The 24,028-nt window shown below is 47.4% G+C and carries 23 protein-coding genes; 14 read left to right on the top strand and 9 right to left on the bottom strand.

What is annotated here, in order from left to right:
- The 3 genes from RMO84_RS18775 to RMO84_RS18765 form a co-directional block, all read right to left on the bottom strand.
- Positions 1-2,080 (bottom strand): tetratricopeptide repeat-containing serine protease family protein (locus RMO84_RS18775; protein WP_310489962.1); only part of this gene is annotated, 2,080 nt, incomplete at its 3' end.
- 430 nt (positions 2,081-2,510) lie between these two features.
- The gene (locus RMO84_RS18770; protein WP_310489961.1) at positions 2,511-3,875 is read right to left on the bottom strand and encodes a hypothetical protein; all 1,365 of its coding nucleotides are present in this window, start codon (positions 3,873-3,875) and stop codon (positions 2,511-2,513) included.
- A gap of 201 nt (positions 3,876-4,076) precedes the next feature.
- Complete coding sequence (locus tag RMO84_RS18765; RefSeq protein WP_310489960.1) at positions 4,077-4,751, bottom strand: SOS response-associated peptidase; 675 nt, start codon at positions 4,749-4,751, stop codon at positions 4,077-4,079.
- Between the two features lie 393 nt (positions 4,752-5,144).
- On the opposite strand from RMO84_RS18765, the gene RMO84_RS18760 reads away from it, so the two are divergent.
- The 6 genes from RMO84_RS18760 (at position 5,145) to RMO84_RS18735 (ending at position 12,230) form a co-directional block, all read left to right on the top strand.
- Entirely contained in the window at positions 5,145-6,377 is a 1,233-nt protein-coding gene (locus RMO84_RS18760) for a DUF445 family protein (RefSeq protein ID WP_310489959.1), read from the top strand.
- A gap of 376 nt (positions 6,378-6,753) precedes the next feature.
- Positions 6,754-7,734, top strand: coding sequence for an RNA polymerase sigma factor, RpoD/SigA family (locus RMO84_RS18755; protein ID WP_310489958.1), 981 nt, complete (start codon positions 6,754-6,756; stop codon positions 7,732-7,734).
- 564 nt (positions 7,735-8,298) lie between these two features.
- Complete coding sequence (locus RMO84_RS18750; RefSeq protein ID WP_310489957.1) at positions 8,299-9,432, top strand: class I SAM-dependent methyltransferase; 1,134 nt, start codon at positions 8,299-8,301, stop codon at positions 9,430-9,432.
- Between the two features lie 49 nt (positions 9,433-9,481).
- Positions 9,482-9,649, top strand: a complete 168-nt coding sequence (locus RMO84_RS18745) for a hypothetical protein (protein ID WP_310489956.1) — start codon at positions 9,482-9,484, stop codon at positions 9,647-9,649.
- A gap of 431 nt (positions 9,650-10,080) precedes the next feature.
- A complete protein-coding gene (locus RMO84_RS18740; RefSeq protein WP_310489955.1) occupies positions 10,081-11,265 on the top strand; it encodes a GNAT family N-acetyltransferase in 1,185 nt (394 codons plus the stop codon).
- A gap of 581 nt (positions 11,266-11,846) precedes the next feature.
- Positions 11,847-12,230 (top strand): DUF4346 domain-containing protein, encoded by a 384-nt coding sequence (locus RMO84_RS18735; RefSeq protein ID WP_310489954.1) that lies wholly within the window; start codon positions 11,847-11,849, stop codon positions 12,228-12,230.
- Positions 12,231-12,311: 81 nt separating this feature from the next.
- Here RMO84_RS18735 and psb32 read toward each other — a convergent pair whose 3' ends face one another.
- Positions 12,312-13,019 carry a photosystem II repair protein Psb32 gene (gene psb32, locus RMO84_RS18730; protein WP_310489953.1) on the bottom strand — a complete coding sequence of 236 codons (708 nt, stop codon included), beginning with the start codon at positions 13,017-13,019 and terminating at the stop codon, positions 12,312-12,314.
- 186 nt (positions 13,020-13,205) lie between these two features.
- On the opposite strand from psb32, the gene RMO84_RS18725 reads away from it, so the two are divergent.
- The 3 genes from RMO84_RS18725 (at position 13,206) to RMO84_RS18715 (ending at position 15,225) form a co-directional block, all read left to right on the top strand.
- Positions 13,206-14,204 (top strand): adenosine kinase, encoded by a 999-nt coding sequence (locus RMO84_RS18725; protein ID WP_310489952.1) that lies wholly within the window; start codon positions 13,206-13,208, stop codon positions 14,202-14,204.
- A gap of 299 nt (positions 14,205-14,503) precedes the next feature.
- Positions 14,504-14,755 (top strand): ribbon-helix-helix protein, CopG family, encoded by a 252-nt coding sequence (locus RMO84_RS18720; RefSeq protein WP_310489951.1) that lies wholly within the window; start codon positions 14,504-14,506, stop codon positions 14,753-14,755.
- A gap of 38 nt (positions 14,756-14,793) precedes the next feature.
- A complete protein-coding gene (locus RMO84_RS18715) occupies positions 14,794-15,225 on the top strand; it encodes a hypothetical protein (protein WP_310489950.1) in 432 nt (143 codons plus the stop codon).
- Positions 15,226-15,324: 99 nt separating this feature from the next.
- Here the strand turns inward: RMO84_RS18715 and RMO84_RS18710 are convergent, their stop codons facing one another.
- Positions 15,325-16,089, bottom strand: coding sequence for an RNA methyltransferase (locus RMO84_RS18710; RefSeq protein ID WP_310489949.1), 765 nt, complete (start codon positions 16,087-16,089; stop codon positions 15,325-15,327).
- Between the two features lie 26 nt (positions 16,090-16,115).
- Here RMO84_RS18710 and RMO84_RS18705 point away from each other — a divergent pair, with 26 nt between their 5' ends.
- A complete protein-coding gene (locus tag RMO84_RS18705) occupies positions 16,116-16,286 on the top strand; it encodes a DUF2256 domain-containing protein (RefSeq protein ID WP_310489948.1) in 171 nt (56 codons plus the stop codon).
- Between the two features lie 165 nt (positions 16,287-16,451).
- Here RMO84_RS18705 and folE read toward each other — a convergent pair whose 3' ends face one another.
- The 4 genes from folE to RMO84_RS18685 all read right to left on the bottom strand — a co-directional run bounded on the left by folE (position 16,452) and on the right by RMO84_RS18685 (position 20,296).
- Positions 16,452-17,171 carry a GTP cyclohydrolase I FolE gene (gene folE / locus RMO84_RS18700; RefSeq protein ID WP_310489947.1) on the bottom strand — a complete coding sequence of 240 codons (720 nt, stop codon included), beginning with the start codon at positions 17,169-17,171 and terminating at the stop codon, positions 16,452-16,454.
- A 69-nt stretch (positions 17,172-17,240) separates the two neighbouring features.
- A complete protein-coding gene (locus RMO84_RS18695) occupies positions 17,241-17,972 on the bottom strand; it encodes an SDR family oxidoreductase (protein ID WP_310489946.1) in 732 nt (243 codons plus the stop codon).
- 126 nt (positions 17,973-18,098) lie between these two features.
- The gene (locus RMO84_RS18690; RefSeq protein WP_310489945.1) at positions 18,099-19,121 is read right to left on the bottom strand and encodes an acetyl-CoA carboxylase carboxyltransferase subunit alpha; all 1,023 of its coding nucleotides are present in this window, start codon (positions 19,119-19,121) and stop codon (positions 18,099-18,101) included.
- Positions 19,122-19,264: 143 nt separating this feature from the next.
- Entirely contained in the window at positions 19,265-20,296 is a 1,032-nt protein-coding gene (locus RMO84_RS18685) for a long-chain acyl-[acyl-carrier-protein] reductase (RefSeq protein ID WP_310489944.1), read from the bottom strand.
- A 213-nt stretch (positions 20,297-20,509) separates the two neighbouring features.
- Here RMO84_RS18685 and RMO84_RS18680 point away from each other — a divergent pair, with 213 nt between their 5' ends.
- From RMO84_RS18680 to RMO84_RS18665, 4 genes are all read left to right on the top strand, one after another.
- The gene (locus RMO84_RS18680) at positions 20,510-21,391 is read left to right on the top strand and encodes a sugar ABC transporter permease (RefSeq protein WP_310489943.1); all 882 of its coding nucleotides are present in this window, start codon (positions 20,510-20,512) and stop codon (positions 21,389-21,391) included.
- Positions 21,375-22,064 (top strand): lipoyl(octanoyl) transferase LipB, encoded by a 690-nt coding sequence (gene lipB, locus RMO84_RS18675; protein WP_310489942.1) that lies wholly within the window; start codon positions 21,375-21,377, stop codon positions 22,062-22,064. Before RMO84_RS18680 ends, lipB begins: the two co-directional genes overlap by 17 nt.
- 122 nt (positions 22,065-22,186) lie before the next feature.
- The gene (gene aroC / locus RMO84_RS18670; protein WP_310489941.1) at positions 22,187-23,284 is read left to right on the top strand and encodes a chorismate synthase; all 1,098 of its coding nucleotides are present in this window, start codon (positions 22,187-22,189) and stop codon (positions 23,282-23,284) included.
- A gap of 24 nt (positions 23,285-23,308) precedes the next feature.
- Positions 23,309-24,028 (top strand): DUF6816 family protein (locus RMO84_RS18665; RefSeq protein WP_310489940.1); only part of this gene is annotated, 720 nt, incomplete at its 3' end.

Raw genomic sequence — 24,028 nt, 5'->3', positions numbered from 1 at the left:
TTTCTGGCTGGTTTTTGATTAGCTTGTCGTAAATCGCGATCGCTTGTGGATATTTTCGATCCTGATTGAACACCCGCGCCTTAGTCATAAATAAGAGCAGATCGGTGGGTTCTAAAGCGATCGCTGTATCGATCGCTGTGATGGCTTCATTATATTTTCTCAACTCCAGATAGTAATCACTCTGTCTTTGCCACATGTAGTAATGCGTGCGGCGACCTTCAGCAGGAATAGTCGCGATCGCCTTGGAGATTGCGGCTAAAGCTTGGGGGTATTTGTTATCAGATCTAAACGCCCGCGCTTTGCCATAATAGCCAGCCCACTGATATCCGTCACTTTTGGCGATCGCGATGTCGAATGCTTTAACAGCATCGGCGTATTTGCCGACTCGGTGCAGTTGGTTGCCATATTGCAACCATTGTTTGGCACTACCATCCGCTGGCGGTTGGGGAATCGTATCCCTTACGGCAACGACGGTCGCCAGTTCGCTAGCATTTAAGTCTCGGGCCATATTTTTACTGGTATTGAGTAATTGGGGACTAACTTTTAATTTTGTCGCTAACCCAATAAAACTCTGAATCGAGATCCCCAAGCTATTGCCAAAACTGAGATCTTTATTCCATTCTTGCTGCTTGCTACCGCCGTCCCCTTCAACCTTGCCATGAATCCCGATAACTCTACCCTCGGTATCGAAGATCCCGCCGCCACTCATCCCCCCGTAGCTGATACTGGTGTAGATCAGATCGTACCCGTCACTCTCAAATGAGAATTTATCTTGAGTCTGAAATTTGCTAAATTCTCGATCGCCAATATTCTTACCTGGATTGAGTTGCCATTGCCACAGGGGACTATCGATGCGCAGACGATCGGGAAATCCAGCAGCGAAGACAGTCGCATCTTTGCGAGGGCTGTAGTTACCCAGTGCGGCAACTGGATAGTTCGCATTACTCGTAAATTTGACGACCGCCAAATCTAGACCCTCCGCTAGGGTAATATCGGTCGGCTGGATGGTGTAACTCTCCTGTTCGTGCGTAATCGTTTTAATATCTGTATAAAGCTGCTTAGTTTTGTAGAGATCGAACACGACGTGTTTGGCAGTCAGGACGTAGTAGGTACTACCCTGCTTGGCGACAATGACCCCCGAACCATTACCGCCATTAGCTTCGATCCTGACCGTTTGTTGGCGGGTTTGGCGGTTGAGTTGCGCCATATATCCCGTTGGCGTGACTTGCCGTTGCACCTTGGGCAGATTGTCGTATTGATAAAGAATGTCGGGATTTAGTTGGGAGAGGACGTTATAAATCGGGATGCCCCAATTAGCCTTGGTATATTCCGCCGCGCGCTTGGGATTTGGTTTAGTACCATCAAAGTAGGTGTAACTGGGTAGCAAAGGTGCCGCGCCGATCGTATTGATGCCGACGACGACTGCCTTCCCACCACTAATCGCTAATACTGGCCCCCCGCTCATCCCTTGGCGAATGTTCTTTTCACCTTTATCGGTAACGTAGCCGATTTGAGTGCCATCATCGAGCGGTACGTCAGAGAGTTGAGAGACTTGTCCGGTGGTAAACCTAAGTTGGGCAGAGTCGAAGGGAAATCCCGCACTATAGATCTGGCGCGTTGTCGCGATCGCCGTGCCCGTATCGTATTGGAGATCGGCAAGCTGGTACTTCCGAGTGCTGGTAAATTGCAGCAGTGCGACGTCGTACTTAGGATTAATTTGGGTGTTTGGCACCAGTTGAGCGGTATGTTGTTTGCCATCGGCAGTCTGAATTTGAAATTTGGTACTCCTGCCGATGACGTGCTTGTTCGTGAGGAGCAGATAAGTAGTCGATCCTGGGGCACCTTTTGCCGCTTTTTTGCCAATTAATACTCCCGAACCGCCATTATTATTTTCCGCCACAATCCTCACTGCAATCTGGGTAGAGTGGGCGCGGATTTGTTGGGGGGTAAGCGGGTTATTTTCGGTAGCTGCATCGGCTAGCCGATGGGATGGTAATGGCCGCTCGACCCTGGGCGCAGCGGCGATCGCGGGGAGCAGGTGGGTAGCAAGCAAGAGGGCAGTCAGGACGGTGATTTTCATGTTTGAGGTAGAACGATTTGGGGATTTACATTCCTATCGGGCAAGTAATTTGCAAATATGCAGGGAGTTGGGAAAATAGGGGAGTGGGAACAGCAAATATCGGCAGGTACCCACAAGCGGCGTTTTTATGCGGGGGTTCCCCCCGTATAAAAAAACGTCAAGACGGCAACTGAAATCACGCGAAGGTTTCCTCCGCATGTGTTTCAGTCAGCGACGCATCGACCGGGAGGTTTCCTCCCGGTCGATGCGTCAAGACAAGACGGGGCACCCCTGCACACAATTAACCTGTAGGGGTGCCCCTCGTGGATACCCTGGATCCGGAGGTTGGGTTGAACGAATGTGAAACCCAACATCCACACAATCGTTGGCGAAGCCTACCGGAGGTAATCTTTGGGTGCGTTGGGTTTCGAGGCTCAACCCAACCTACAGCCTATTTACCGATCTGCTGGTGCTGCTGGATGAAGGCAGCGATTTTCTGTAAACCCACACCATCTGGTTTGAATTTAAATTGCCATTGCGTTTCGATCCGATCGATAAAGACACTCATAATACGCGACTCAATCCGATCCTCTTCGATAATTTCAGCCAACAGATCGGCGAGTAATGTCGGGTAATAGTTTTCACAAACCCACGTCAAATAATTGATATATTTAGCCAAAATTTCAGCCGATAACTCTCGCTCTGACTCGACTGGCGTGCGATCGAGATGAAATTCCTGTGCCAATTTGGAGATCTCGCGCTTGGATTGCCGCCCGATCGTGGTTTGGTGAACACCCAACTCGATTCCCGCTTCGGTTTGATCCAGATCTAATCCGAAGACGAGCAGGAAGATGCAGTTGGGTGGCTGTCGATCGAAAAGCTGAATTGCTCGCTCTCTAGTTTCGCAATCTTCACTCGTCCCACTTACTTGCGGCGCAGCTTGGAGATCTCCAAAATTCGTGCCGCTATCGGGTTCGCCGACGGGTATATCTAATGAATAAGTACCGATTTGTTTGTAGTTGCGGAGGATATTGCCCAGATACTGCAACAATTCGATCGCCATTGCTCGATCGACTATTGCTAACTGCACACTGGCTGGCTGCGATCGATACCTCGCCAGCAGCGCGTCATAATGATTTAGTTGGGGATTATTAGTGACAAATTGCTTAGCAATTACCGCTTCCCGAAAACATTGATGCAAGAGTAATAATCCTTCAAACCTCGACCCCTCCCGCTCGTGCTCTCGAAGCGCAGCTTCAATGCTGCTGCGATATAGCAACCCCAGATTCGTCCGCTTAAAATCTGTTGCATTCGGCAATGTCCGCAACCGATCGATTAATGATTGCCGAAACTTGTAATAACTATAGGTAGTAAAACTCTGGTACCAATCCAATCGATCGGGCTGAAAATTTCGCAGAAACTGAGCGGGATGACAAATGACGATCGAACCAGTCTGATAAATATCTGATAACTCGACTTCCTGACAATGGAATTTGAGCGGTTCAAAGATTTGCCTGCGGATCTGACTGTGAACCTTGCTACCGATGCCCCGACTTAAGAATAGCGTCTGTGCCAACAACGCCGTGATGCAGCCGCTCAGACATCTTTGCGCGGGTGTGTAACTTGGCAAATCCAGACTGGAAAGTTCGCACAATTCTACCACTAGGATCTGGGCGATACCCACAACTTGCGATCCTGCTAGATCGTCCGGAATACGTTGGTAGATATAACGCCTGAGTCGCGGATCTACATGCCACTGGAGATAAGGATGACGATCGATCGGTGTGGGGATCTGGTAAAAGTGCTGGCGATCCATCTTCTCGGTAAATTACTTCTGGCTACTCAGACAGTAGCGATTAGCTTTGTATCATAGCGCGAAGTATCTGTTCGAGCGGGTTTTTTTATCATCTACACATAATTCAAATCGATCGATAAGTTAGAGCTATATTTGTGATGACTAAACCGGATGTTTCGATCGCCGATCGGTTCGGAATCTAGGGACACATCACGCCGCAATTTAGGCAACCTGCGGCTGCTTACATTCAGGACTGTTATTTTTGGGACTATTGACACTCCGACTGACTGGATAAACCTGCATCGCAGCAGCGGGATAGGGCGCGAGTAACTCTTGGAGTCGATCGATTTTAGAGTTATTATCGAGCCACAGATCGTAGTTTTGGGGCGAGAGGATGACTGGCATGCGATCGTGAATCGGCGCGACCAGATCGTTAGCTGTAGTGGTAATAATGGTGCAAGTGTTCGCGATTTCTCCTTCAGGGCTATGCCAGTGCTCGTACAAGCCAGCAAAAGCAAACAACCCCTCATCTTGTAACCCGATAAAATAAGGCTGCTTCTGGCGGCTGCTGGGCACTTGCTGCCACTCATAAAAACCATCCGCCACAATCAGGCATCGCCGCTGCCGAAAGGCCGATCGAAATGAGGGTTTTTCAGCAATAGTTTCGGCTCTAGCATTAATTAATTTAGAGCCGATCGCCGGATCTTTTGCCCAGCTAGGAATCAGTCCCCAGCGGAGCGACTGAAGCTGCAATCCTTCATCTGGAGATCGAACGATCGCTGCCACTGATTGAGTGGGGGCAATATTATAGCTACTGCCTGGAATGTCGCTCTCTGGTACTCCAAAAGCTTTCGCGATCGCTGCTGCCGAACTCGATCGTACAAATCGTCCGCACATCTTGTTTCTCCCTGTTTGCCGCCATCTACTATTTTAGACTTGGGGTTAGCCTTTAGGTTTTAGGCTTTAGAGGATGTCTGAAAAGTCTAATTGCTTCGTTTACAGTATTTACAAAGGGTTGCGGTGAAAATGCATCAACAAGAAGCAGGGGTTTAAATCCCCATCCTAACAACCCAATTCTCAATTCTCTGCTTGGTGCAAGCCATGGGTCAGAAACCTCCGCGCGTAGGGCTTTGCCCCGCCGAAGGCGATCGATCCGCAATTCTCAATTAATTTAACACCCATGTCCAAGTTTTGCGGATAACCGCCACCCCGAAGCGGATCTCATCATCAATAGCAGCGACAGGATGGGTATAATTATAGAATCAACCCAGATCCATCTGTGAGAATCCATTGTCCCTGTTCCAACTGTGGCTTTACTTGACCCCGCCTCTGGCTGGTGCTGTTGTCGGCTATTTTACCAATGATGTCGCGATCAAGATGTTGTTTCGGCCCTATACGGCGAAATACATTGGTAAATACCAACTGCCGTTTACGCCTGGATTGATTCCGAGTAACCAAGAACGCTTGGCGACGCGGATTTCTGATACGATTATGGGTTCGCTGCTCACTCCCGTAGAGCTGCAAAAGATTGCCAAGCGATTGCTCGAAGTCGATCGCGTCCAAGCAGCAATTACCTGGTTGATCCAACTCGCACTCGATCGAATTCAGTCGGATAAAGAACAAAAAACGGTCAAAGTCCTCGCCAATATTCTCAAAGATTTACTCGGTGAATCCTTTCCGCGTTGGCTGCGGGTTTTAGCGCGTAAACCCGACTTTCTAGAGCCACAAATCGAGCGGATTTTCGATCGACTCATCCTCGAATTCGAGCTGACTGACGGACAGGCGGCACAACTAGCCGACTGGCTGATTAATGTGATTTTACCGCCAGAAGTGCTGCGGTTGGCGATCGTCGATTTTCTGACCGATCGCAATATTCAAGTCATTGACGAAGGTTTGCGCGAACAAAGTAGCGGTACTTATTGGGTCGTCGCCAACTTATTCGGCGTCAAAAACGCGCTCGGTCGGCTGCGAACGTTCTGCTTGGACGATCGCGAAAAAGCCAACCAGATTATTGCCAAACTGATTGTCGCGCTGAATATCCGCAATCGCGGTCAAGAATTATTACGCGAGCTGTCGCTTCAAAATTTACCCGTCGCCACTGTCAAACAACTCCGCAAAACCGTCAGTTCTACCGTTCGAGCTTATATTCAAAGCAAAGGTGTCGAATTAATTCAAGGGTTGACCGATTCGATCGATTGGGATGGGATTGCCAATGTCGTCATCGGTCGGTTGCGCAACTCGACGATTTTGACCTCATCTTTGGATGTTGTCAGCGCAGAACTCGCGATTATTATCGATCGCTATCTCGAACGCGATCTCGAACAAATTATTACCCAAGTTATCCCGATTTTAAATATCGACCAAGTAATTATCGATCGGGTTAAAGCGACATCTCCTGCCGAGCTAGAAGCTGGAATTCAAGGTATTGTCAAAAGCGAACTCCAAGGCATTGTCAATCTTGGCGGCGTCCTGGGTTTTCTCGTCGGTCTGATGCAGACGGGCTTCTTATGGTTTCAGAAGTAGGAGTTAGGCTTTAGGCTTTAGGCTGAAGAATATTGTAGGGTGCGTTACGCTGCGCGATAACACACCAAAGAATCATAAATTTACTAAAGCCTAATACCTAACTTAATGATTAATTAATTTTTCCGATTCAGAAAAACTGATATGTTTTTAAGTACTAGAGAACTTTAAGCGACAGATCTACGTCTAGATGGCTAACGGCAGATAGAGCTTAATCCAGCTATAGCTTTGCCGAGATCGACACACGTCAACTCAAAATTCACGCCGATCGATCTTCGAGATCTTTTCGGGAAAACGCGCATCGCGTGGTGAAGAGTATAGAGGAGTAGTGTGTAAAAAGTTTTATCAGCCACTTGTAAAGGGAGTTAAATACAAACTCATGCCTAGTGTAAAAACTCGAACGATCGGTCAACCCAAATATACAGGCGATATGGTGCGCACCTATCTCCATGAAATCGGTCGCGTGCCACTGCTCACCCAAGAGCAAGAGATTTGTTACGGTAAGCAAGTGCAGCAGATGATGCTCTTACAAGAGGTCAAGCAGAGTCTGGAGCAGACCTTAGACCGAACGCCGACGCCGATAGAATGGGCGAATGCGGCGACAGTCACCGAAACCGAACTCGATCGGTTATTGCGATTCGGTCATCAAGCCAAGCAAAAAATGATCGCGGCCAATCTGCGGTTGGTAGTGGCGATCGCCAAAAAATACCAAAAGCGCAACCTCGAATTTCTCGATCTGATCCAGGAGGGTTCCTTGGGATTGGAACGGGGCGTCGAAAAATTCGATCCCAGTCGCGGTTATAAGTTCTCGACTTATGCCTACTGGTGGATTCGTCAAGCGATCACTCGCGCGATCGCCCAACAAGGTCGATCGATTCGCTTACCGATTCACATTACCGAAAAGCTCAATAAAATCAAGAAAACCCAACGGGAATTATCCCAGCAACTCGGACGCAGTGCGACTTCGGCGGAAATAGCTGTCGAGCTAGCACTCGAACCCGCTCAAATTCGGGAATATCTCAGCATCTCCCGTTCGCCAATTTCGCTCGATGCCAAAGTTGGCGACAGGCAAGATACCGAACTCTCAGAACTGCTTGAAGATGGTGGCATTTCGCCAGAAAAATACACCGTCCAAGAGTCGCTGCGGCAAGAACTCAAAACGACTCTCGACGAGCTAACCAACCAGCAGCGAGATGTGATTAATTTGCGGTTTGGGCTGGAGGGCGGTAGCGAGTTATCCTTAGCCAAAGTCGGTGAAATTCTCAATCTCAGCCGCGAGCGCGTGCGGCAATTGGAGCATCAAGCACTCTCCCATTTCCGGCGTCGGCATAGTAGTTTCCGCGACTATGTAGCCAGCTAGGACGCTATGGGGACCGATCGAAAGTCCCTTGTTTTATCTTGAAACCCACTCGATAGCAGATATTTAGCAACCCCTCAACAAATCCGAGCTTTGTTGAGGGGTTGTTATTTTCGATCGAAATAGGACGGGAGTTTTACTCGTTACCAAGCGGACACCACCAGCGAACGAAGACAGTCTGGCAACAGGAAACTTTAAACTTTTATACTGAATTGCTGCGATCTTCAGTATGTATCAAAGACTCGATCGCCAGATCGCCCGCTGCCTAATTTAAAGCAGCACGACCAGCACATCTTCACAACTTCCTCATACTTGTTTGATTTAATGGTGGCAGGTACAAATAATATTGCACGACTAATTATTTTCTAGAATCGCTCGCTCTTAACTGTTAGATTCAAAGTTTACCGGAGTGAGTTTTTCTCAGCATTAAATATATTTCCTAGCTCGATTTTAGGTAGAGAGGATATCTGCCAAGATCTGGTAGTCGTTGGCGTAGCCTCTCCCCCAGGAGAATCGAATCTGTCAGCGGAGCGCAACTAAAATGTCTGTCAGCGGAGCGCAACTAAAATGACTGTTAAAAATCTATATCCAGCAACTCCACAATATTCCCCGATCGGTAACAATGCGAAGCTCCATAGCACATTAGGCTATAAAACAACCCGGTTGATGGCGAGCGTTCTCAATGCAACCCAAATGACCTTGGCAGAAGCTTATATTAATGGAGCAGAAATTCCAGATGCGGTCTTTCGATCGATGATGCAAGCATCGATGCCGATCTTATTCAAACATGCTCCAGGTTTACTCGCTCCCTATGAATGGGTGTTAAGCGAATCAGATCGGTTGGCGGAGTCTTCACGAGAACTGATGCAGGTGCAGTATGACTTACCTCAAGCCATGCTCAATCAGATGTTGGGAGATTGGCCGGTTATTTATCCCAAGTACAGTATGGCTTTGTGGGAGGATGGAGCCACCGATTTAGAATCAGCACAAATGCAAATGCTCGATCGAGTCATCGAACGATTAGAAATTGTCGATGGCGAACGGATTTTAGATTTTGGTTGTGGCTGGGGTTGTGTCCCCAATTACATCATGTCTAAATTTCCGAATGTGCAATTTACCGGTGTGAATCTCAGCCATCATCAGTGCGAATATATCCGACATAAAATGCAAGATCCCCAGAGCTATTTGAGTGGCGGTCGCTTTACTTTACATGAAGGGGATTTGAATGAGGTGCAGTTTGCCCAAAAATTTGATAAGATTCTGTCGATCGGCGTTTTTTGCCATGTGGGAAATTTGACAAACGCACTCCAAAAGCTTGCATCCCTACTAGAACATGATGGGAAGGTATTCATTCATCTAATTACCGCCCGGATTCCGAATAATATGTCATCTGGGTTTACCCACAAGTATATTTTCCCGCACGGTCGCTACTGGAACTACGATGCAATTCCCAGTCACGATCGCGACCTCCAAACTGTCGATCGGTGGTACCTAAATGGGATGAATTATCATCAAACATTCATGACCTGGCTAGAACGATTTGATGCTGCTCAATCGACTGTCAAGCTTTTAGACTACGGCATGAATTATGCTAAATTTCGACGAATTTGGAGATTTTATTTATTGCTGTTAGCTACGGCTTTTGCCACCTGTGATGGTGAATACAATGGGAATGGTCAATATTTGTTGACTCATCGATAATTTCCAAAAGCTTCCAAGTAATCTCGATCGCCATGCCAAAGCTTTGATTTTGTTTACCGGACAACCGATCGAGCGATTGCTCGATCGGCTCGATTGGTTGCAGATTTTCGATCGAATTGTCATATTATCGATCGTCGAGATCCCTTATATAGTCATTCCAGATAAAATTGAGGCAGTCAGATTTTCCAAAGCCCTTGGTTGTAAAGGCTTCGATTGAATCGGGTTGTCTCAGACTTACTCGAAATGACTATAACAGCCAGTTACCAAGGAACCAAATGAGTAGAATCGAGCCAAAGGTAAGTAACCAAATCTTCCAAATAGCCATAGATTACTCTCGTCAATTAGTTACATTATAAAATTAGAATTGTTTTGGAGGTGTTTGATGTGTAGCATCTCCACAAACGCTAGATATTGACTTCTCGATCGGAGATTTTTCGGTGCCAATCGGATTTAACTATCTGTAATAATAAAGAAAAGATTGTGTTGAGAGCCTCTATAAATTGAGAGATATCAAGACTGAAACGATCGATTTGAAATGGATGGTAACTAGATCCAGCCTATTGGCATCGATACAGGGCGATGGCTACAGATGCCAGACTGATGCGGTTTGGCTAGAATATATAAGTGCCCAACCGCAACAAAGCAACAATGTCTCTATCTTCGTATCAGGTTCGCTGGTTCAATAACTTAGCAGACATTCCTCAAGCAGATTGGGATGCGCTAGCTGTACCGTTAAAGACACCATTTCTAGAATGGGAGTGGTTGAATAATATGGAGACTTCGGGCAGCGTCACCGCCGAAACAGGGTGGTTGCCGACACATTTGACAGTCTGGCAGGGACAAATATTGGTAGGAGCCGCACCTTTGTATGTCAAGGGACATAGTTATGGTGAATTTGTCTTCGATAATCAGTGGGCAGAGTTGGCGCAGCGGATGGGGATTAAATATTATCCCAAATTGGTGGGGATGTCTCCAGTTACGCCTGCCGAAGGCTATCGATTTTTAATTGCGCCCGGAACTGATGAAGCCCAGATTACCGAATTAATGGTGCGATCGATCGATGATTTTTGCAAAACCCATCGGTTATCTGGCTGCCACTTTTTATATGTCGATCCTGAATGGCGATCGCAGATGAATGCATACGGATATAGTACTTGGGTCAATCACAATTATGTCTGGCAAAATCACGAGTATCAGAATTTTGATGATTATTTAGGAGCATTTAATGCCAACCAACGGCGAAATATCAAACGGGAGCGTAAATCTGTCAGTGAAGGCGGTTTGAATCTCACGACCGTCACTGGCGAAGAGATAACGCCGCAGTTATTTGCCCAGATGTATGATTTTTATGCCGATACTTGCGATAAATTCGGCTGGTGGGGTAGTAAGTATCTCACGCCCGAATTTTTTGACGGGTTGCATGCGAAATATCGGCATCGGGTGGTATTTGTCACGGCAACGGGTGAAGATCCCTCGGTACCTGTCGGGATGTCTTTTTGTATTACTAAAGGCGATCGATTATACGGTCGATATTGGGGTAGTAGTAATGAGATCGATTGTCTCCATTTTGATGCTTGCTACTATACCCCGATCGAGTGGGCGATTCAAAATGACATCAAAATATTCGATCCCGGCGCAGGCGGCAGACACAAGAAACGACGCGGTTTTCCGGCGACGGCTAATTATAGTTTACACCGCTTTTATCATCCTCGCTTCGGGCAGATATTACGCGATCATCTAGAGGAATCCAACGAATTACAGCAACAACAAATCGTCGCCATCAATCAAGATCTCCCCATGAAGATCGCAACGGAGTTGAAAATTGAAAGTTGAAAGATCTGTAGGTTGGTTTGCGGATGCGCTCCGGTCGGGTGTCCCGACCATGGAAGCGGCTCTCTCCGGTCGGGTTCCCCGACCATGGAAGAGAGACAAGACAGCGCACCAAGCAGAGGAACGAAACCCAACATCCCCAAAATCGATCTGTGGGTGCGTTGGGTTTCACTTTGCTCAACCCAACCTACAATGAAAAATCCCCTCCCAGGAGCGGCGGTTTTATTCTGGGGTTCCCCCAGAATAAAAAAACCTCAAGACAGGGGTGCCCGTAGGGCGGGGTGGGTAGATAGATCTCCGCCACAACACCCCAAACATCCGATCGATCCTAGCTATTCGAGCATCACGATCGAGATTTTCAAAGTTTCTACAAACGTAAACCCGCATTAATAGTTAAGTACAAACGATCGACTTCAGAGCTTACTAATAGTTAAATCTGATGATAGCTTGGCATATAGCACGCATTTAATCAGTCTGGGAGCTAACATTTTTGCCAAAAAAGATCGAAAATTAGCCCCAAACCGACCCAGATCGCCAATAAATCGGTAAATCTAGATCTAATGTAAATATTTAAGCTCGCACATATGACATTATTAACCAACAATTTAACAGCGATCGATAGCGAACTATCCAATCGCCAGATCGCGCTCGATCCCGATGGCTACTTTATTATTTATGTCGATTCAGCAGATGGTTTAATCTGTGCCAAGCACTGTACTAATGTCATCAACGATCGAGGGTTAGCTGTCGATCCCGAAACTGGTAAAGTAATTCCCGCCAAAAGGAAAGTAAATCGCACTAATACTAAGCTGTATGTAGGACGGACAGCCAAGGAACTATGCGTAAAAATCTTTGAAGAAACTCAACCCTCACCAGTTAGTATGTTAGACCATGCCGCTTATCTAGGGCGAGAATTCGTGCGAGCGGAACTGGCTTTACTCTCGGGAGCAGAGTACGTTCAAGACTAAAAAACTTGGGGCTAATGGTTAGTGACAATGCGATAGCTAGTATTATCGATCGCCAATAACCACATTACCAATAACCGATCTCTAACTTTGATTTTGATACCACCACCAAGTTGCCATCGGAATCACCGTCGCAACAATTAGTAGCCCGATGACAATCACTAAAAAGTTAGTGCGATTGGCTTCGGTTTCTTCCGCTTTAAGATAAGTTCTACCGACTTCTGGTGTCGAAATAATGACTGGTGGGCCTGGATCTGGTTGGCCAGATAACACGGCAACAAGTCTGTCCGCACCATCGATAAAAGCTTGATTGTATTTATTTCCGCCGCGTAACGGTGCCTGCATCGTTTCATCAGTAATGCTAGTGGCAATTGCCTCTGTTAGCATCGGTTTGACCTCAGATCCAGTTTGAATGCCAATCGTATTGGTGACATTATCCAAGACAATCAGGGCTTGATTAGCGCGCTCGGCATCAGTTGGAAACCATTTTTTGAATAGTTTGTCAGTAAAAGTTTGAATCGTATCGCCATAATCGAGGCGATGGATGGTGACAAAGCGGACTTCTTTGCCTGTCTGCTGAGCCAGTTGTGCTAACGTACCTTTAACTGTACCTTTAGTCGATAAGCTCAATACATCAGCTTTATCGACTACCCATGTCGGTACGCCAGCAGAGACAGCCGGAACTTCGTAAACAGCCGTAGCTTGAGCGGGAAGTACGAACGTCCCGATGGAAAGAGTAATCGTGACGACGGCGAGTAGCAGTCGATTGAGATAAGAACGAAGATATGACATATGAATGAGAGCGAATATCTGTTTTAACTCTAGCAGAATCGCATTGGTGTTTCCGACAGATCGGTACTAGAAAATGAATCAAACAGCACTAATGCTGCCATTCGGACAAAGTTCACCCGTTCAGATCGGATCCGATCGAGCGATGGAGTAGTATCCTGTTATTTATCCACCTCGATCGCAAATTTTATGACCCGCTACGACGTATACGGACTAGGTAACGCGCTGCTCGATGTTGAGTGTGAAGTCGAGCCACAAGTACTGGTAGAACTAGGCATCGATAAAGGTGTGATGACTCTACTCGATGAAGCCAGTCAGAACAAAATTTTAGCGCGGTTGGGTGATGCTGCGAGCAAGCGGAGCTGTGGCGGTTCGGGTGCCAATACGATCGTCGCGGTGAGTCAATTTGGTGGTAAAGCTTTTTATTCCTGCAAAGTTGCGAATGACGAACCGGGCGAATATTATCTGCACGACTTACTTGCATGCGGTGTCGATACCAATCTCAAGTCCCATCCTCCCGAATCCGGAATCACAGGTAAATGTCTGGTATTTGTGACTCCCGATGCCGATCGATCGATGAATACTTTCCTCGGTATTTCTTCAAGTTTGTCAAATATCGAATTAGTTCCAGAGGCGATCGCCAACTCTACTTATACTTATATCGAAGGCTATTTAGTCACGGGCGAATCTAGCAAGCAAGCGGCAATTAAAGCCAGAGAAATTGCGACTCATGCCGGACAAAAAGTCGCGCTGACACTCTCCGACCAAAACATGGCTAAGTTCTTCAAACCAGGACTACTAGAGATGCTTGGCGGTGGTGTCGATCTATTATTCACTAATGACAGCGAAGCTTTCGAGATGGCTGGCACTCAAGATTTAACCAGCGCGATCGCGTATTTAAAAACCATTTCCAAAACTTTTGCTCTCACCCTTGGTGCTAAAGGTTCGCTAATTTTTGACGGTCAAACATTACTAGAAATCGCTCCATATCCTGTCAAAGCGATCGATACTGTCGGTGCTGGGGATATGTACGCAGGTGGAGTATTGTATGGCATTACCAATGGCATGGATTGGGCGACGGCTGGTAAATTGGGTTCGTTAGCTTCGTCCCAATTAGTGACGATTCCCGGCGCGCGGATGGCTACCGCAGCTTTAGAAGTGTTGCTCGACGAAGTCAAAGGTGTTTAGTTAAAATCCCCTCCACGGAGGGGTGTCCGTAGGACGGGGTGGGTAGATCTTCGCTCGACACCAGTAAAGATCGATCGTTCGGATCGATCGAGATTAGGATCGAGGATGGTGAACCCACCCCGCCCGTTGGGCACCCCTGTCTTGTCGGTTTTTTTATTCTGGGGGAACCCCAGAATAAAACCGCCGCTCCTGGGAGGGGATTTTTATGCAGTGAGTTAATGACGTGGTTTTGGTTTAGATTTGGTGTATGATTTATACTATGAGTGGATGAATTTGCCACAATTTAGGGAATACGGTTTATGACTATTAACATGATCGCAGATAACACTGCTCCTAAATCTACTCCAAGTACCAAGCGAATGTCGATCGGGTTATCCGGTGAGACTGTCGAACTATTAGAATTTTTGGCACAAAGTCAGGGCATCTCTCAAAATGAAGCCATCCGGCGCGCGATCGCCACAGATGTATACTTCCTCAAAGAGCGGCTCGAAGGCTCGAAAGTCTTGCTCCAGAAACCCGACAAAGAGATTCGTGAAGTGCTATTTCGATAGATTTGGGGGTGGACTAGTTTCCCACTCTCTAAATCCCAATGACTCAAATCGATCGAACCGAAGACTCAATCCGCATTGAGATTTCTGGCTCACTTGACGTAGCTGATTATATTTCTGATGTGCCTTTTAATGATGCGCTACATGGCGGATCTTTTGCTTCCATTGAATCTCTAGAAATCTCAGATAGTCAAAGACCGATCGAGCCTACAGACAGAGCACTTCAACCCCAAGTTAAACAAGAAATCCAAGACTGGATCGCCCAAAAAAGAGAAGGGGCAAGGGGCGGAATAGCTATTACCCTACTTGTATTTTTTGGAGTTTCTCTATTGGCGGAGTTTTTATTGATTGGTTTAGGTGCTTTTTATCCTCAATCCAATACTGCTCTGATTAAGGATACGTTGCCATTATTGATTAATTCTTTGACCGCGATCGTCTCTTTAGCTTTGGCGTTCTATTTCAAGGAGAAATAAAATGGCAATAACTATGCTGTTTAGCACACAGACACTAGACAACACAAACCCGACTTCTTCGAGAAGTCGGGTTTGTAGCTAGAGCAAAGATCGATCGAGTTATTGAGGATCGATCGATTTAGCAGTATCGACAGCCCAACTGACTTGTCTCAAAATTCCGCGCAGCAAAGCCACTTCATTTGGCGAAAGTTGGCTGCGGTTATACAAGCGGCGAATCTTTTCCATCCGATTGGCGGCGGTGTGGGGTAATAGATAGCCAATGTCCAACAGAAGGCTTTCTAATTGTTGATAATAACCTTCGACTACTTCGACAGGTGCGATGTCTGTTGGTGTGGATGTCGGTGTTAGATTCGTTAGCAAATTATCGTTGGGATTAGTTACACACATTTGCAACTCATAAGCACAAACCCCAACTGCTTGTGCCAGGTTGAGCGAACTGTATTCCGAACCAACCGGAATCCGAATATAGCGGGTGGCATAATTTAATTCGGCATTGGTTAAACCACTATCTTCGCGTCCGAAGATTAATGCCGTCGGTTCGGCACTTTCCACCAGCCAGGGCAAAGCTTGCCGAGGTGTTTCGAGCTGGGTGGGAATGGCTCGATCGCGTGCAGTCGTAGCAATGACTCGCGTACAACCAGCTAAAGCCGTGGGTAAATCGGGAACGATTCGCGCGGCTGCGAGGAGATCGATCGCGTGTACTGCCATGCGAGTCGCCTCTTCACCCAAGACTTCACACTGCGGATTGACGATCGCCAATTGCGTCAAACCCATATTCTTCATCACCCGCGCGATCGAGCCGACATTTAAGGCTCCGGCTGGCTCGACTAAGACAATCCGAATATGATGGAGAGAGCTACTCACTATACATTTATTTACGAAGAACTATCATGCCACGTCATCGATCGAAGGCCGATCTACCTACTAAAATCTGTCCGGTGTGCAACCTCTCATTTACTTGGCGTAAAAAGTGGGAGTCAAACTGGGATGAGGTTAAATATTGTTCGGAGAGGTGCCGAAAACGGAGGGGAGTTGGGAGTACGGAGTTGGGAGCAGAATAAGATCGGGATATTTAAGAGTTGAAAGCAATCGGATTGCCATAGATCGGCAACCTGCAATTAACTCCCTGTCCTGACTGAAATTACAACTCCCAACTCCCTGTCTTGTCTCTCTAAACCGTCGGGAAACCCGACGAGCGAGAGACGCAACTCCCGACTCCCAACTCTCTACATAAACGCTGGTTGATGGCGAATGAGATTGAGAAACTCTTCACGCGTGCGTTGATCTTCTTGGAATGCGCCTAACATCGCACTAGTTACCGTCCAGGCTCCAGGCTTCTGGACGCCGCGCATCACCATGCACATGTGGCTGGCTTCCATGACTACCGCTACACCTCTGGGTTCTAGGACTTCTTGCAGAGCTTCGGCAACTTGACGGGTGAGGCGTTCTTGGACTTGCATCCGGCGGGAGTACATATCGACGATGCGGGCGAGTTTGCTCAAACCAACGACTTTTTGGTTGGGGATGTAGGCAACATGCGCTCTACCCATGAATGGCAACATGTGGTGTTCGCACATGCTAAAGAAGTTGATGTCGCGAACCAACACCATTTCATTATGACCTTCATCAAAGATGGCACCATTGATAATCTCATCGAGCGATTGATTGTAGCCACTGGTGAGAAAGCGCATTGATTCGGCGACGCGTTTGGGCGTTTTTAATAAACCTTCGCGTTCGGGATCTTCACCTACTCCGAGAATAATCTGTCGGACTGAGGCCATCATGTCTTCCAGGCTGACTTCTTCGGGGTTGTGAATTTGGACTGGCTCGCCGTTGTGGGTGTTGCGATCGGGTCTAGGATCGATCTTGCCGAGCTTTTTGCCTAGCCTCTTGTCCGAAGAATCGTTATCTGTGGAGTTACTACCTTTAGGAGATGAAATAGTCATGTTTTGCCAGATATGGATGTAGAAATAAACTTAATTGGACTGAATTGGTAGATGAGAGCCGATCTCCGATTAGAGCGCGCCACCGCTGGGCATAATCGTCAGTTCTTCAATTACGGCACCACTGGGGGCGAGAACGGCATAAAGGATGCTTTCGGCCACCATTTCTGCTGTTAACATTGCCTGTCGATCGAAGTCTGCCTGGACAGTGCTAGTGTCCCAGAGCGGAGTATTTACAGAACCAGGGCAAATTGTGGTGACGCGAATGCCATTACTTCGCTCCTCGGTGGCAATTGCCTGGGTCAGTGCCGTCAACCCAAATTTACTAACGGAGTAGATGCCCCAATTGGGAAATACCTGTTTGCTCGCGATCGACGAAATATTGACAATCAGGCCGGATTTACGCTGGCGCATGTGGGGCAAAATCCCTTGGATGCACTGGAACACGCTGGTGAGGTTCAGGTCGATGACGCGCTGCCAATCAGCCAAGGGAGTATCGCCAGTGGTTCCGGTATAAGCCATTCCTGCATTATTAATGAGGATGTCTAAATTGTCCGATACGGCGGCAATTTCGGCAATTTGGGCCGAGACTCGATCGAGTTGAGACAAATCGATCGCATAAGTGTTCGCAATTACACCAACAGCCGTAGCAGCTTGCGCTACGGCTGTTAATTTCTCTTGCGATCGACCTACCAGTGCGAGATTAATGCCAGCTTTGGCAAGGGCGAGGGCAGTGGCTTTGCCAATGCCGCTACTTGCGCCGGTAATTAGTGCCGTTCGATTAGTTTTGGCGATCGAATTCATCTAGTCCAAGTAGTTTGCTCGGGTTTGAGCCTTGTGTAAATTTTTGTTGCGGTTTTAATTATAACATCGATTTTCCGCATGGAAGCATCATGGATCGTCGGTAGTATTACTAACACCGATCGACTGCTATTGAGTGCGTTCTTCAAATACACCCATCTGCCGGAATTTATCGTATCTGAGCGATCGTAATTCGGTAGCTGAGAGCGATTGCAATTGATGGAGATTCTTGAGAATGGCATCTTTGAGCACTTCCGCCGCCCGTACCGAATCGGCATGTGCGCCACCGAGCGGTTCTGGTAGAATCTGGTCGAGAATGCCCAAATTTTTCAGATCTTTGGCCGTAATTTTGAGAGCTTCGGCAGCTTGGGAAGTATTTTTGACTATTTCTGCTAACTGTGCTGGAGTGGGAGCCGATTTGGCCGCATTTTTCCACAGGATCGAGGCACAAGCTTCGGGACTAGCAACATAGTAAACGGCATGCTCGAACATCATCAATCGATCGCTCACCCCAATCCCTAACGCTCCACCGGAGCCACCTTCACCGATGACGGTACAAATAATCGGTACCTCTAACCGAAACATCTCCCGCAGATTATACGCGATCGCTTCACCCTGACCCAACTCCTCTGCTTCTAACCCCGCCCAAGCTCCAGGCGTATCGATAAAAGTTAGAATCGGCATTCCAAACCGATTGGCGTGTTCCATTAACCGCATCGCCTTGCGATAGCCGCCTGGAGCTGCCATCCCAAAGTTGCGGGCGACATTATCTTTGGTATCTCGCCCTTTTTGATGCCCCAATAACACGACCGGAATTCCGGCTAACCGACCCACACCGCCCACTAAAGCCGGATCGTCTTTCCCCCGCCGATCTCCGTGCAACTCGATCCATTCATCGCAAATAGCTTGAATGTAGTCGAGCGTGCTAGGACGGCGGGGATGTCGGGCGAGCTGAAGCTGTTGAGCTGGCGTGAGGCTACTAAAAATCTCGTCGCGCAGTTGCACGTATTTAGTCTCCAATTGCAGAATCTGACTGGAGATATCGACGCTACTTTCTTCAGCAAGTTCGCGAATCTGATCGATCCGTTGTTGCAATTCTGCTAACGGTTTTTCAAATTCTAATAAAAAGGGCTTCTTTTCGTTACCAGCCATTTAGGGGATAGGGGATAGGGAATAGAGAATAGGGGTTAGAAAGTGAATGGGTGGATGGGTAGATGGGTAATGGGTAATGGGTAAAAGGACGCTTGCGTCCCCTATCCTCTATTCCCTATTCCCTATTCCCTATCCCCTATTTCCTATCCCCCAACGAAGGATAGTAACGGACGAAAGCCATGCTTGAGAGAGGCTTGGCCGATTTGTTCCATTTTCTCGATCGTGATTTGATTGCGTCCCCAGGAAAAACTGGTGTGGAGTTTTTCAAATTCTAGCAGCATGGCTTCGGCAAAGCAGGCGAATAGTTGCCTAGCGGGAGCGTCCATATTGACGATATTCATGATCTTCCAATCGATATCGAGGGAGTGTTCGACAATGCCCCCATTCATCACATATACGCCGGGAGCTTGAATTTTAGTGCCCAAATTTTTGGGATAGCCACCATCGATTAGCAAACAGGGTTGCTTTAAGGTTGCAGCATCAATTTCGACACCCTTGGGCATACTCGCTACCCAGACGATGATATCAGCCTGAGGCAAGGCTTCCTCCAAGCTGACGATTTTCCCGCGTCCTAGTTCGGACTGGAGATTTTGGAGGCGTTCTTGATTGCGAGCGACGAGTAAAATATCGGCAATATTGGTGCGCCTGTCGATCCATCTACACACAGCACTACCGATATCGCCTGTCGCCCCAATTACGGCTACGGTAGCTTTGCTCAGATCGAGTCCGAGTTTGGCCGCACCTTGTTCGACCTGCCGCGCGATAATATAGGCAGTGTGAGTGTTGCCAGTGGTAAATCTGTCGAAGTCCAGTTCGATGTTGCGGACTTGTTTATTTTGGTGAAGGTCGAATTCTTCAAAGATAATTGAGGAAAAGCCGCCTAAAGCGGTAATCTGAATCCCCTGTTTTTGGGCGTGAGCCATTGCATTGAGAATCTTGCGAATGGCAGCTTTGATCCGGCGGGTTGCCAGCATTTCTGGCAAGAAACAAGACTCGATATAGTAGCCTTCGATCTGTTGTCCGGTAATACTCGTCACCTTGATGCGATCGACTGTTTGCGGTGGAGCACTGCACCAAAAGTCCAGCCCTTGGTCGGCATATTCTGGAAAGCCTAAGTCTTTAGCGACTGATTGGGCATGTTCTAAGCTGGTAAGGTGACCGATAAGACCAAACATGAAGATTTTCCGAGTTGTGCCTGTTGAGCAGAGGGTAGAACCGTTAGGAGATCGCGATCTCTACATTGGTTCTTTCTACACAATAGTACAAAATTGGAACCAGGGATCGCTTATTGCCGTAATGTTGGTAGTTACTCGCCGATCGGGTGAGATAGTTAAGATAGTTAAATATTTGATACACGGGATCTCAGTACCTCAATTACTCATCTGTCTATGATTCGCCGCCGCCAAGTTAACTGGACGCCCTACTTATTTCTCGCCCCAGCGTTGTTAATGCTGGGGATAACGGTATTTTTGCCAGCATTGCAGGCTTTTTATTTGAGCTTTACCAATTACGATCCGATCGCGGAGACCGCTAGTTGGCAGGGTGGAGCCAACTTTGCGCGTTTGGCCAAAGATGCGGTATTCTGGCAAACAATTAGAAATACGGTGCTGTATTTGTGTGGTGTCGTACCGATCTTGGTCTTCGTCCCTTTATTACTAGCGATTTTAGTCGATCGAAAGCTTAAGGGCATGAGCTTCTTTCGAGCGGCTTATTACGTGCCGGTCATTATTTCGATGGTGGTGGCAGGGATTGCCTGGAAGTTTATTTATGCAGAAAATGGTCTGCTCAATCAACTACTCAAAGTTGTCGGCATTCCGGCAATTCCGTGGCTGACTAGCCCCGGACTGGCATTATTTAGCGTGATGATGGTCACGGTGTGGAAAGGATTGGGCTACTATATGACTATTTATTTAGCCGGATTGCAATCGATTCCTGCCGACTTATATGAAGCCGCAGCGATCGATGGTTCCGATCGTTATACCAAGCATTGGGATATTACGATTCCGCTGATGCGGCCTTATATGTTATTAGTGGCGGTAATTTCGGCGATCGCTGCGACCAAGATCTTTGAAGAAGTCTATGTGATGACCCAAGGTGGGCCGCGCAATAGTTCTAAAACTGTCGTCTATTACTTGTATCAACAAGGCTTTGGTTCGAGCAATCCCGATCTCAGTTATGCTTGCACGATCGGCTTAGTTCTATTTGCAATCGTTTTTTTGTTATCTATTTTAAACCTCAAGCTTTCTCAAAACAATGCTAACTTACCCTAAAAACTTATCGAAAAACAAACGTGAATGTTTGGTGTTCAATCAAGAAGAAATTGATTATCAAACTGCTTGGATTTGGCAAAAATGTCTGCAAAAAGAACGGATGGTCGATCCCGATCTCGCTGATGCCTTGGTGATCTTGGAGCATCCACCCGTGTATACACTCGGTACTGGTTCTAATATTGACTTCGTGAAGTTCGACCATCTCCAAACTGAATATGAGTTATACCGCGTCGAACGTGGCGGTGAAGTGACTTATCACTGTCCGGGTCAAATCGTTGCTTATCCGATCGTCAACTTACGTTATTACCAACAGGATTTACATTGGTATTTAAGACAACTAGAAGAAGTTGTCATTCGAGTTTTAGCTTTGCACGATCTCAATGGCGAACGGATTGAGGGTTTGACTGGAGTTTGGGTAGAAGGTCGTAAAATTGCCGCGATCGGGATTAAGGTTAGTCGGTGGATTACGATGCACGGTTTCGCCTTAAACGTCTGCCCAGATCTGAGCGGCTTCGATCGCATCGTTCCCTGTGGGATCTGCGATCGATCTGTGGGCAGTATGGCGCAGTTTATTCCTGATATCGATCCCGATTTAGTACGTCAACAAATTATCAAAGTTTTTAGTGAGGTTTTTCAAGTCAAGATGTTAGAAAGTAGGGAAGTGTCAACATGAAATTTTGAGATTTAGTTCGACACTCTCGATTCAAGATTGCTCCCAGACCATTCGATCGCTACCCAAAATGTTCCAGCCTGATAAACTAGTAATTAATCACCGTAAATCGATCCGCAAATACGATGGGCAACACCTTTGGGCATTTATTTAGAATTACGACCTATGGCGAATCGCATGGGGGTGGGGTTGGTGTCGTCATCGATGGTTGTCCGCCACTAGTTGAGATTAGTGCGGCAGAAATCCAAGTCGAACTCGATCGGCGGCGTCCAGGTCAGAGTAAGATTACGACACCTCGCAAGGAGACAGATACTTGTGAGATTCTGTCGGGGGTATTTGAAGGCAAGACGACAGGCACGCCGATTAGCATCCTGGTTAGAAATAAAGATGCCAGGTCGCAAGATTATGATGAGATGGTGCAAACTTATCGTCCTTCACATGCCGATGCGACTTACGATGCTAAATATGGGATTCGCAACTGGCAAGGTGGCGGCAGATCTTCGGCGCGGGAGACAATTGGACGCGTAGCGGCGGGAGCAATTGCCAAGAAGATTCTCGCTATGGTAAATAACGTCGAAGTCATCGGCTATGTCAAACGGATTCAGGATATCGAAGCTACTGTCGATAGCAACACCGTGACGATGGCACAGGTGGAGAGTAATATCGTCCGCTGTCCCGATTTAACCTGTGCGGAGCAGATGATCGATCGCATTGAAGCGATCGGGCGTGAGGGCGACTCGATCGGCGGCGTGGTAGAATGCGTGGTGCGCAATGTCCCCAAAGGTTTAGGCGTGCCGGTATTTGACAGGTTGGAAGCAGATATCGCCAAGGGTGTGATGTCGTTACCCGCGACGAAAGGCTTTGAAATCGGTTCGGGGTTTGCAGGTACCCTGATGACAGGCAGCGAGCATAACGATGAATTCTACACCGATGCCGATGGCGAAATTCGGACGCGGACAAATCGTTCTGGCGGTACCCAAGGCGGCATTTCCAATGGCGAAAATATCATCATCAGGGTCGCATTTAAACCCACTGCCACTATTCGCAAGGAACAAAATACCGTCACCACAGCGGGCGAAGAGACAACCCTAGCCGCCAAAGGCCGACACGATCCATGTGTATTGCCCCGTGCGGTGCCGATGGTGGAAGCGATGGTGGCGTTAGTCTTGTGCGATCATTTGCTGCGTTATTACGGTCAATGCAAGGTACTGCCAACAGTTTAGTCGGGAATGAGTTTCGATCGAGATATGTATAGTTTAGTCCGTAAAATTTCGATCTTGGCGATCGTGCTGTGGTTTTATATCTCTCAGAGCGCGATTGCTGGAGTTTTGAGCGACAGGATCGATCGATACCCCAATTGGAATTCCCAGCCCCAATTGAGCCAGCATGAAGGCGAATTAAGCTATCCTGAGTGGTTTCGCGGACGGTGGATTGCGACTAGTACTTTACTCGAACAAACTGCACCGTTAGCACCGGAAATTGTCACACCAGGATTCGAGAGCAATCGTCAATATATCGATAAACCGATCGAGTTTACCGTCCAATTTGTATCCACCGATCCGACTAAAGCTGTCAAGTCTGCGCCGTTGAAATTACCACAACTGAAGGCTAATTTACCCAAGCCCAAACTTGTTGCAGATCGCGCCTTTAATGGTTTAAATATTGCCAAGGCTTATCTAGGTGCGGCTAATGTCAAATCGGTCGAAATCGATGCCCAAAATCCGACTAAACAGATTACCCAACTGACACAGGAGCGGCAGTTAGAAGCTTTTGTGACGGGATTCGATCGAGAAATTCCAGCACGCGATCGATTCGTGACTAGCGAATTATCTCAGCAAGTTTTTCGGACGAGTGCGACAATTTATCTCAATACTGTTGAGACGACAACTAGCTATCAATTTTCACCGACGCCAATTCCCAAAATTACTGCAACACAGATCTCCGCCATCTATCTTTCGCCTCAAGAT

The organism is Chamaesiphon sp. VAR_69_metabat_338 (genome assembly GCF_031423935.1).
Classification (GTDB): Bacteria; Cyanobacteriota; Cyanobacteriia; order Cyanobacteriales; family Chamaesiphonaceae; genus Chamaesiphon.
The sequence above is the reverse complement of the archived record's forward strand: the minus strand, read 5'-3'. Positions and strand labels throughout refer to the sequence as shown.

Coding starts and splice junctions, on each gene's coding strand:
- RMO84_RS18770 (WP_310489961.1), bottom strand. CDS start 3,875: ATGGATCGCCAGCACTTTTACCAGATCCCCACACCGATCGATCGTCAT.
- RMO84_RS18765 (WP_310489960.1), bottom strand. CDS start 4,751: ATGTGCGGACGATTTGTACGATCGAGTTCGGCAGCAGCGATCGCGAAA.
- RMO84_RS18755 (WP_310489958.1), top strand. CDS start 6,754: ATGCCTAGTGTAAAAACTCGAACGATCGGTCAACCCAAATATACAGGC.
- RMO84_RS18750 (WP_310489957.1), top strand. CDS start 8,299: ATGACTGTTAAAAATCTATATCCAGCAACTCCACAATATTCCCCGATC.
- RMO84_RS18740 (WP_310489955.1), top strand. CDS start 10,081: ATGTCTCTATCTTCGTATCAGGTTCGCTGGTTCAATAACTTAGCAGAC.
- RMO84_RS18735 (WP_310489954.1), top strand. CDS start 11,847: ATGACATTATTAACCAACAATTTAACAGCGATCGATAGCGAACTATCC.
- psb32 (WP_310489953.1), bottom strand. CDS start 13,019: ATGTCATATCTTCGTTCTTATCTCAATCGACTGCTACTCGCCGTCGTC.
- RMO84_RS18725 (WP_310489952.1), top strand. CDS start 13,206: ATGACCCGCTACGACGTATACGGACTAGGTAACGCGCTGCTCGATGTT.
- RMO84_RS18720 (WP_310489951.1), top strand. CDS start 14,504: ATGACTATTAACATGATCGCAGATAACACTGCTCCTAAATCTACTCCA.
- RMO84_RS18715 (WP_310489950.1), top strand. CDS start 14,794: ATGACTCAAATCGATCGAACCGAAGACTCAATCCGCATTGAGATTTCT.
- RMO84_RS18705 (WP_310489948.1), top strand. CDS start 16,116: ATGCCACGTCATCGATCGAAGGCCGATCTACCTACTAAAATCTGTCCG.
- folE (WP_310489947.1), bottom strand. CDS start 17,171: ATGACTATTTCATCTCCTAAAGGTAGTAACTCCACAGATAACGATTCT.
- RMO84_RS18695 (WP_310489946.1), bottom strand. CDS start 17,972: ATGAATTCGATCGCCAAAACTAATCGAACGGCACTAATTACCGGCGCA.
- RMO84_RS18690 (WP_310489945.1), bottom strand. CDS start 19,121: ATGGCTGGTAACGAAAAGAAGCCCTTTTTATTAGAATTTGAAAAACCG.
- RMO84_RS18685 (WP_310489944.1), bottom strand. CDS start 20,296: ATGTTTGGTCTTATCGGTCACCTTACCAGCTTAGAACATGCCCAATCA.
- RMO84_RS18680 (WP_310489943.1), top strand. CDS start 20,510: ATGATTCGCCGCCGCCAAGTTAACTGGACGCCCTACTTATTTCTCGCC.
- lipB (WP_310489942.1), top strand. CDS start 21,375: ATGCTAACTTACCCTAAAAACTTATCGAAAAACAAACGTGAATGTTTG.
- aroC (WP_310489941.1), top strand. CDS start 22,187: ATGGGCAACACCTTTGGGCATTTATTTAGAATTACGACCTATGGCGAA.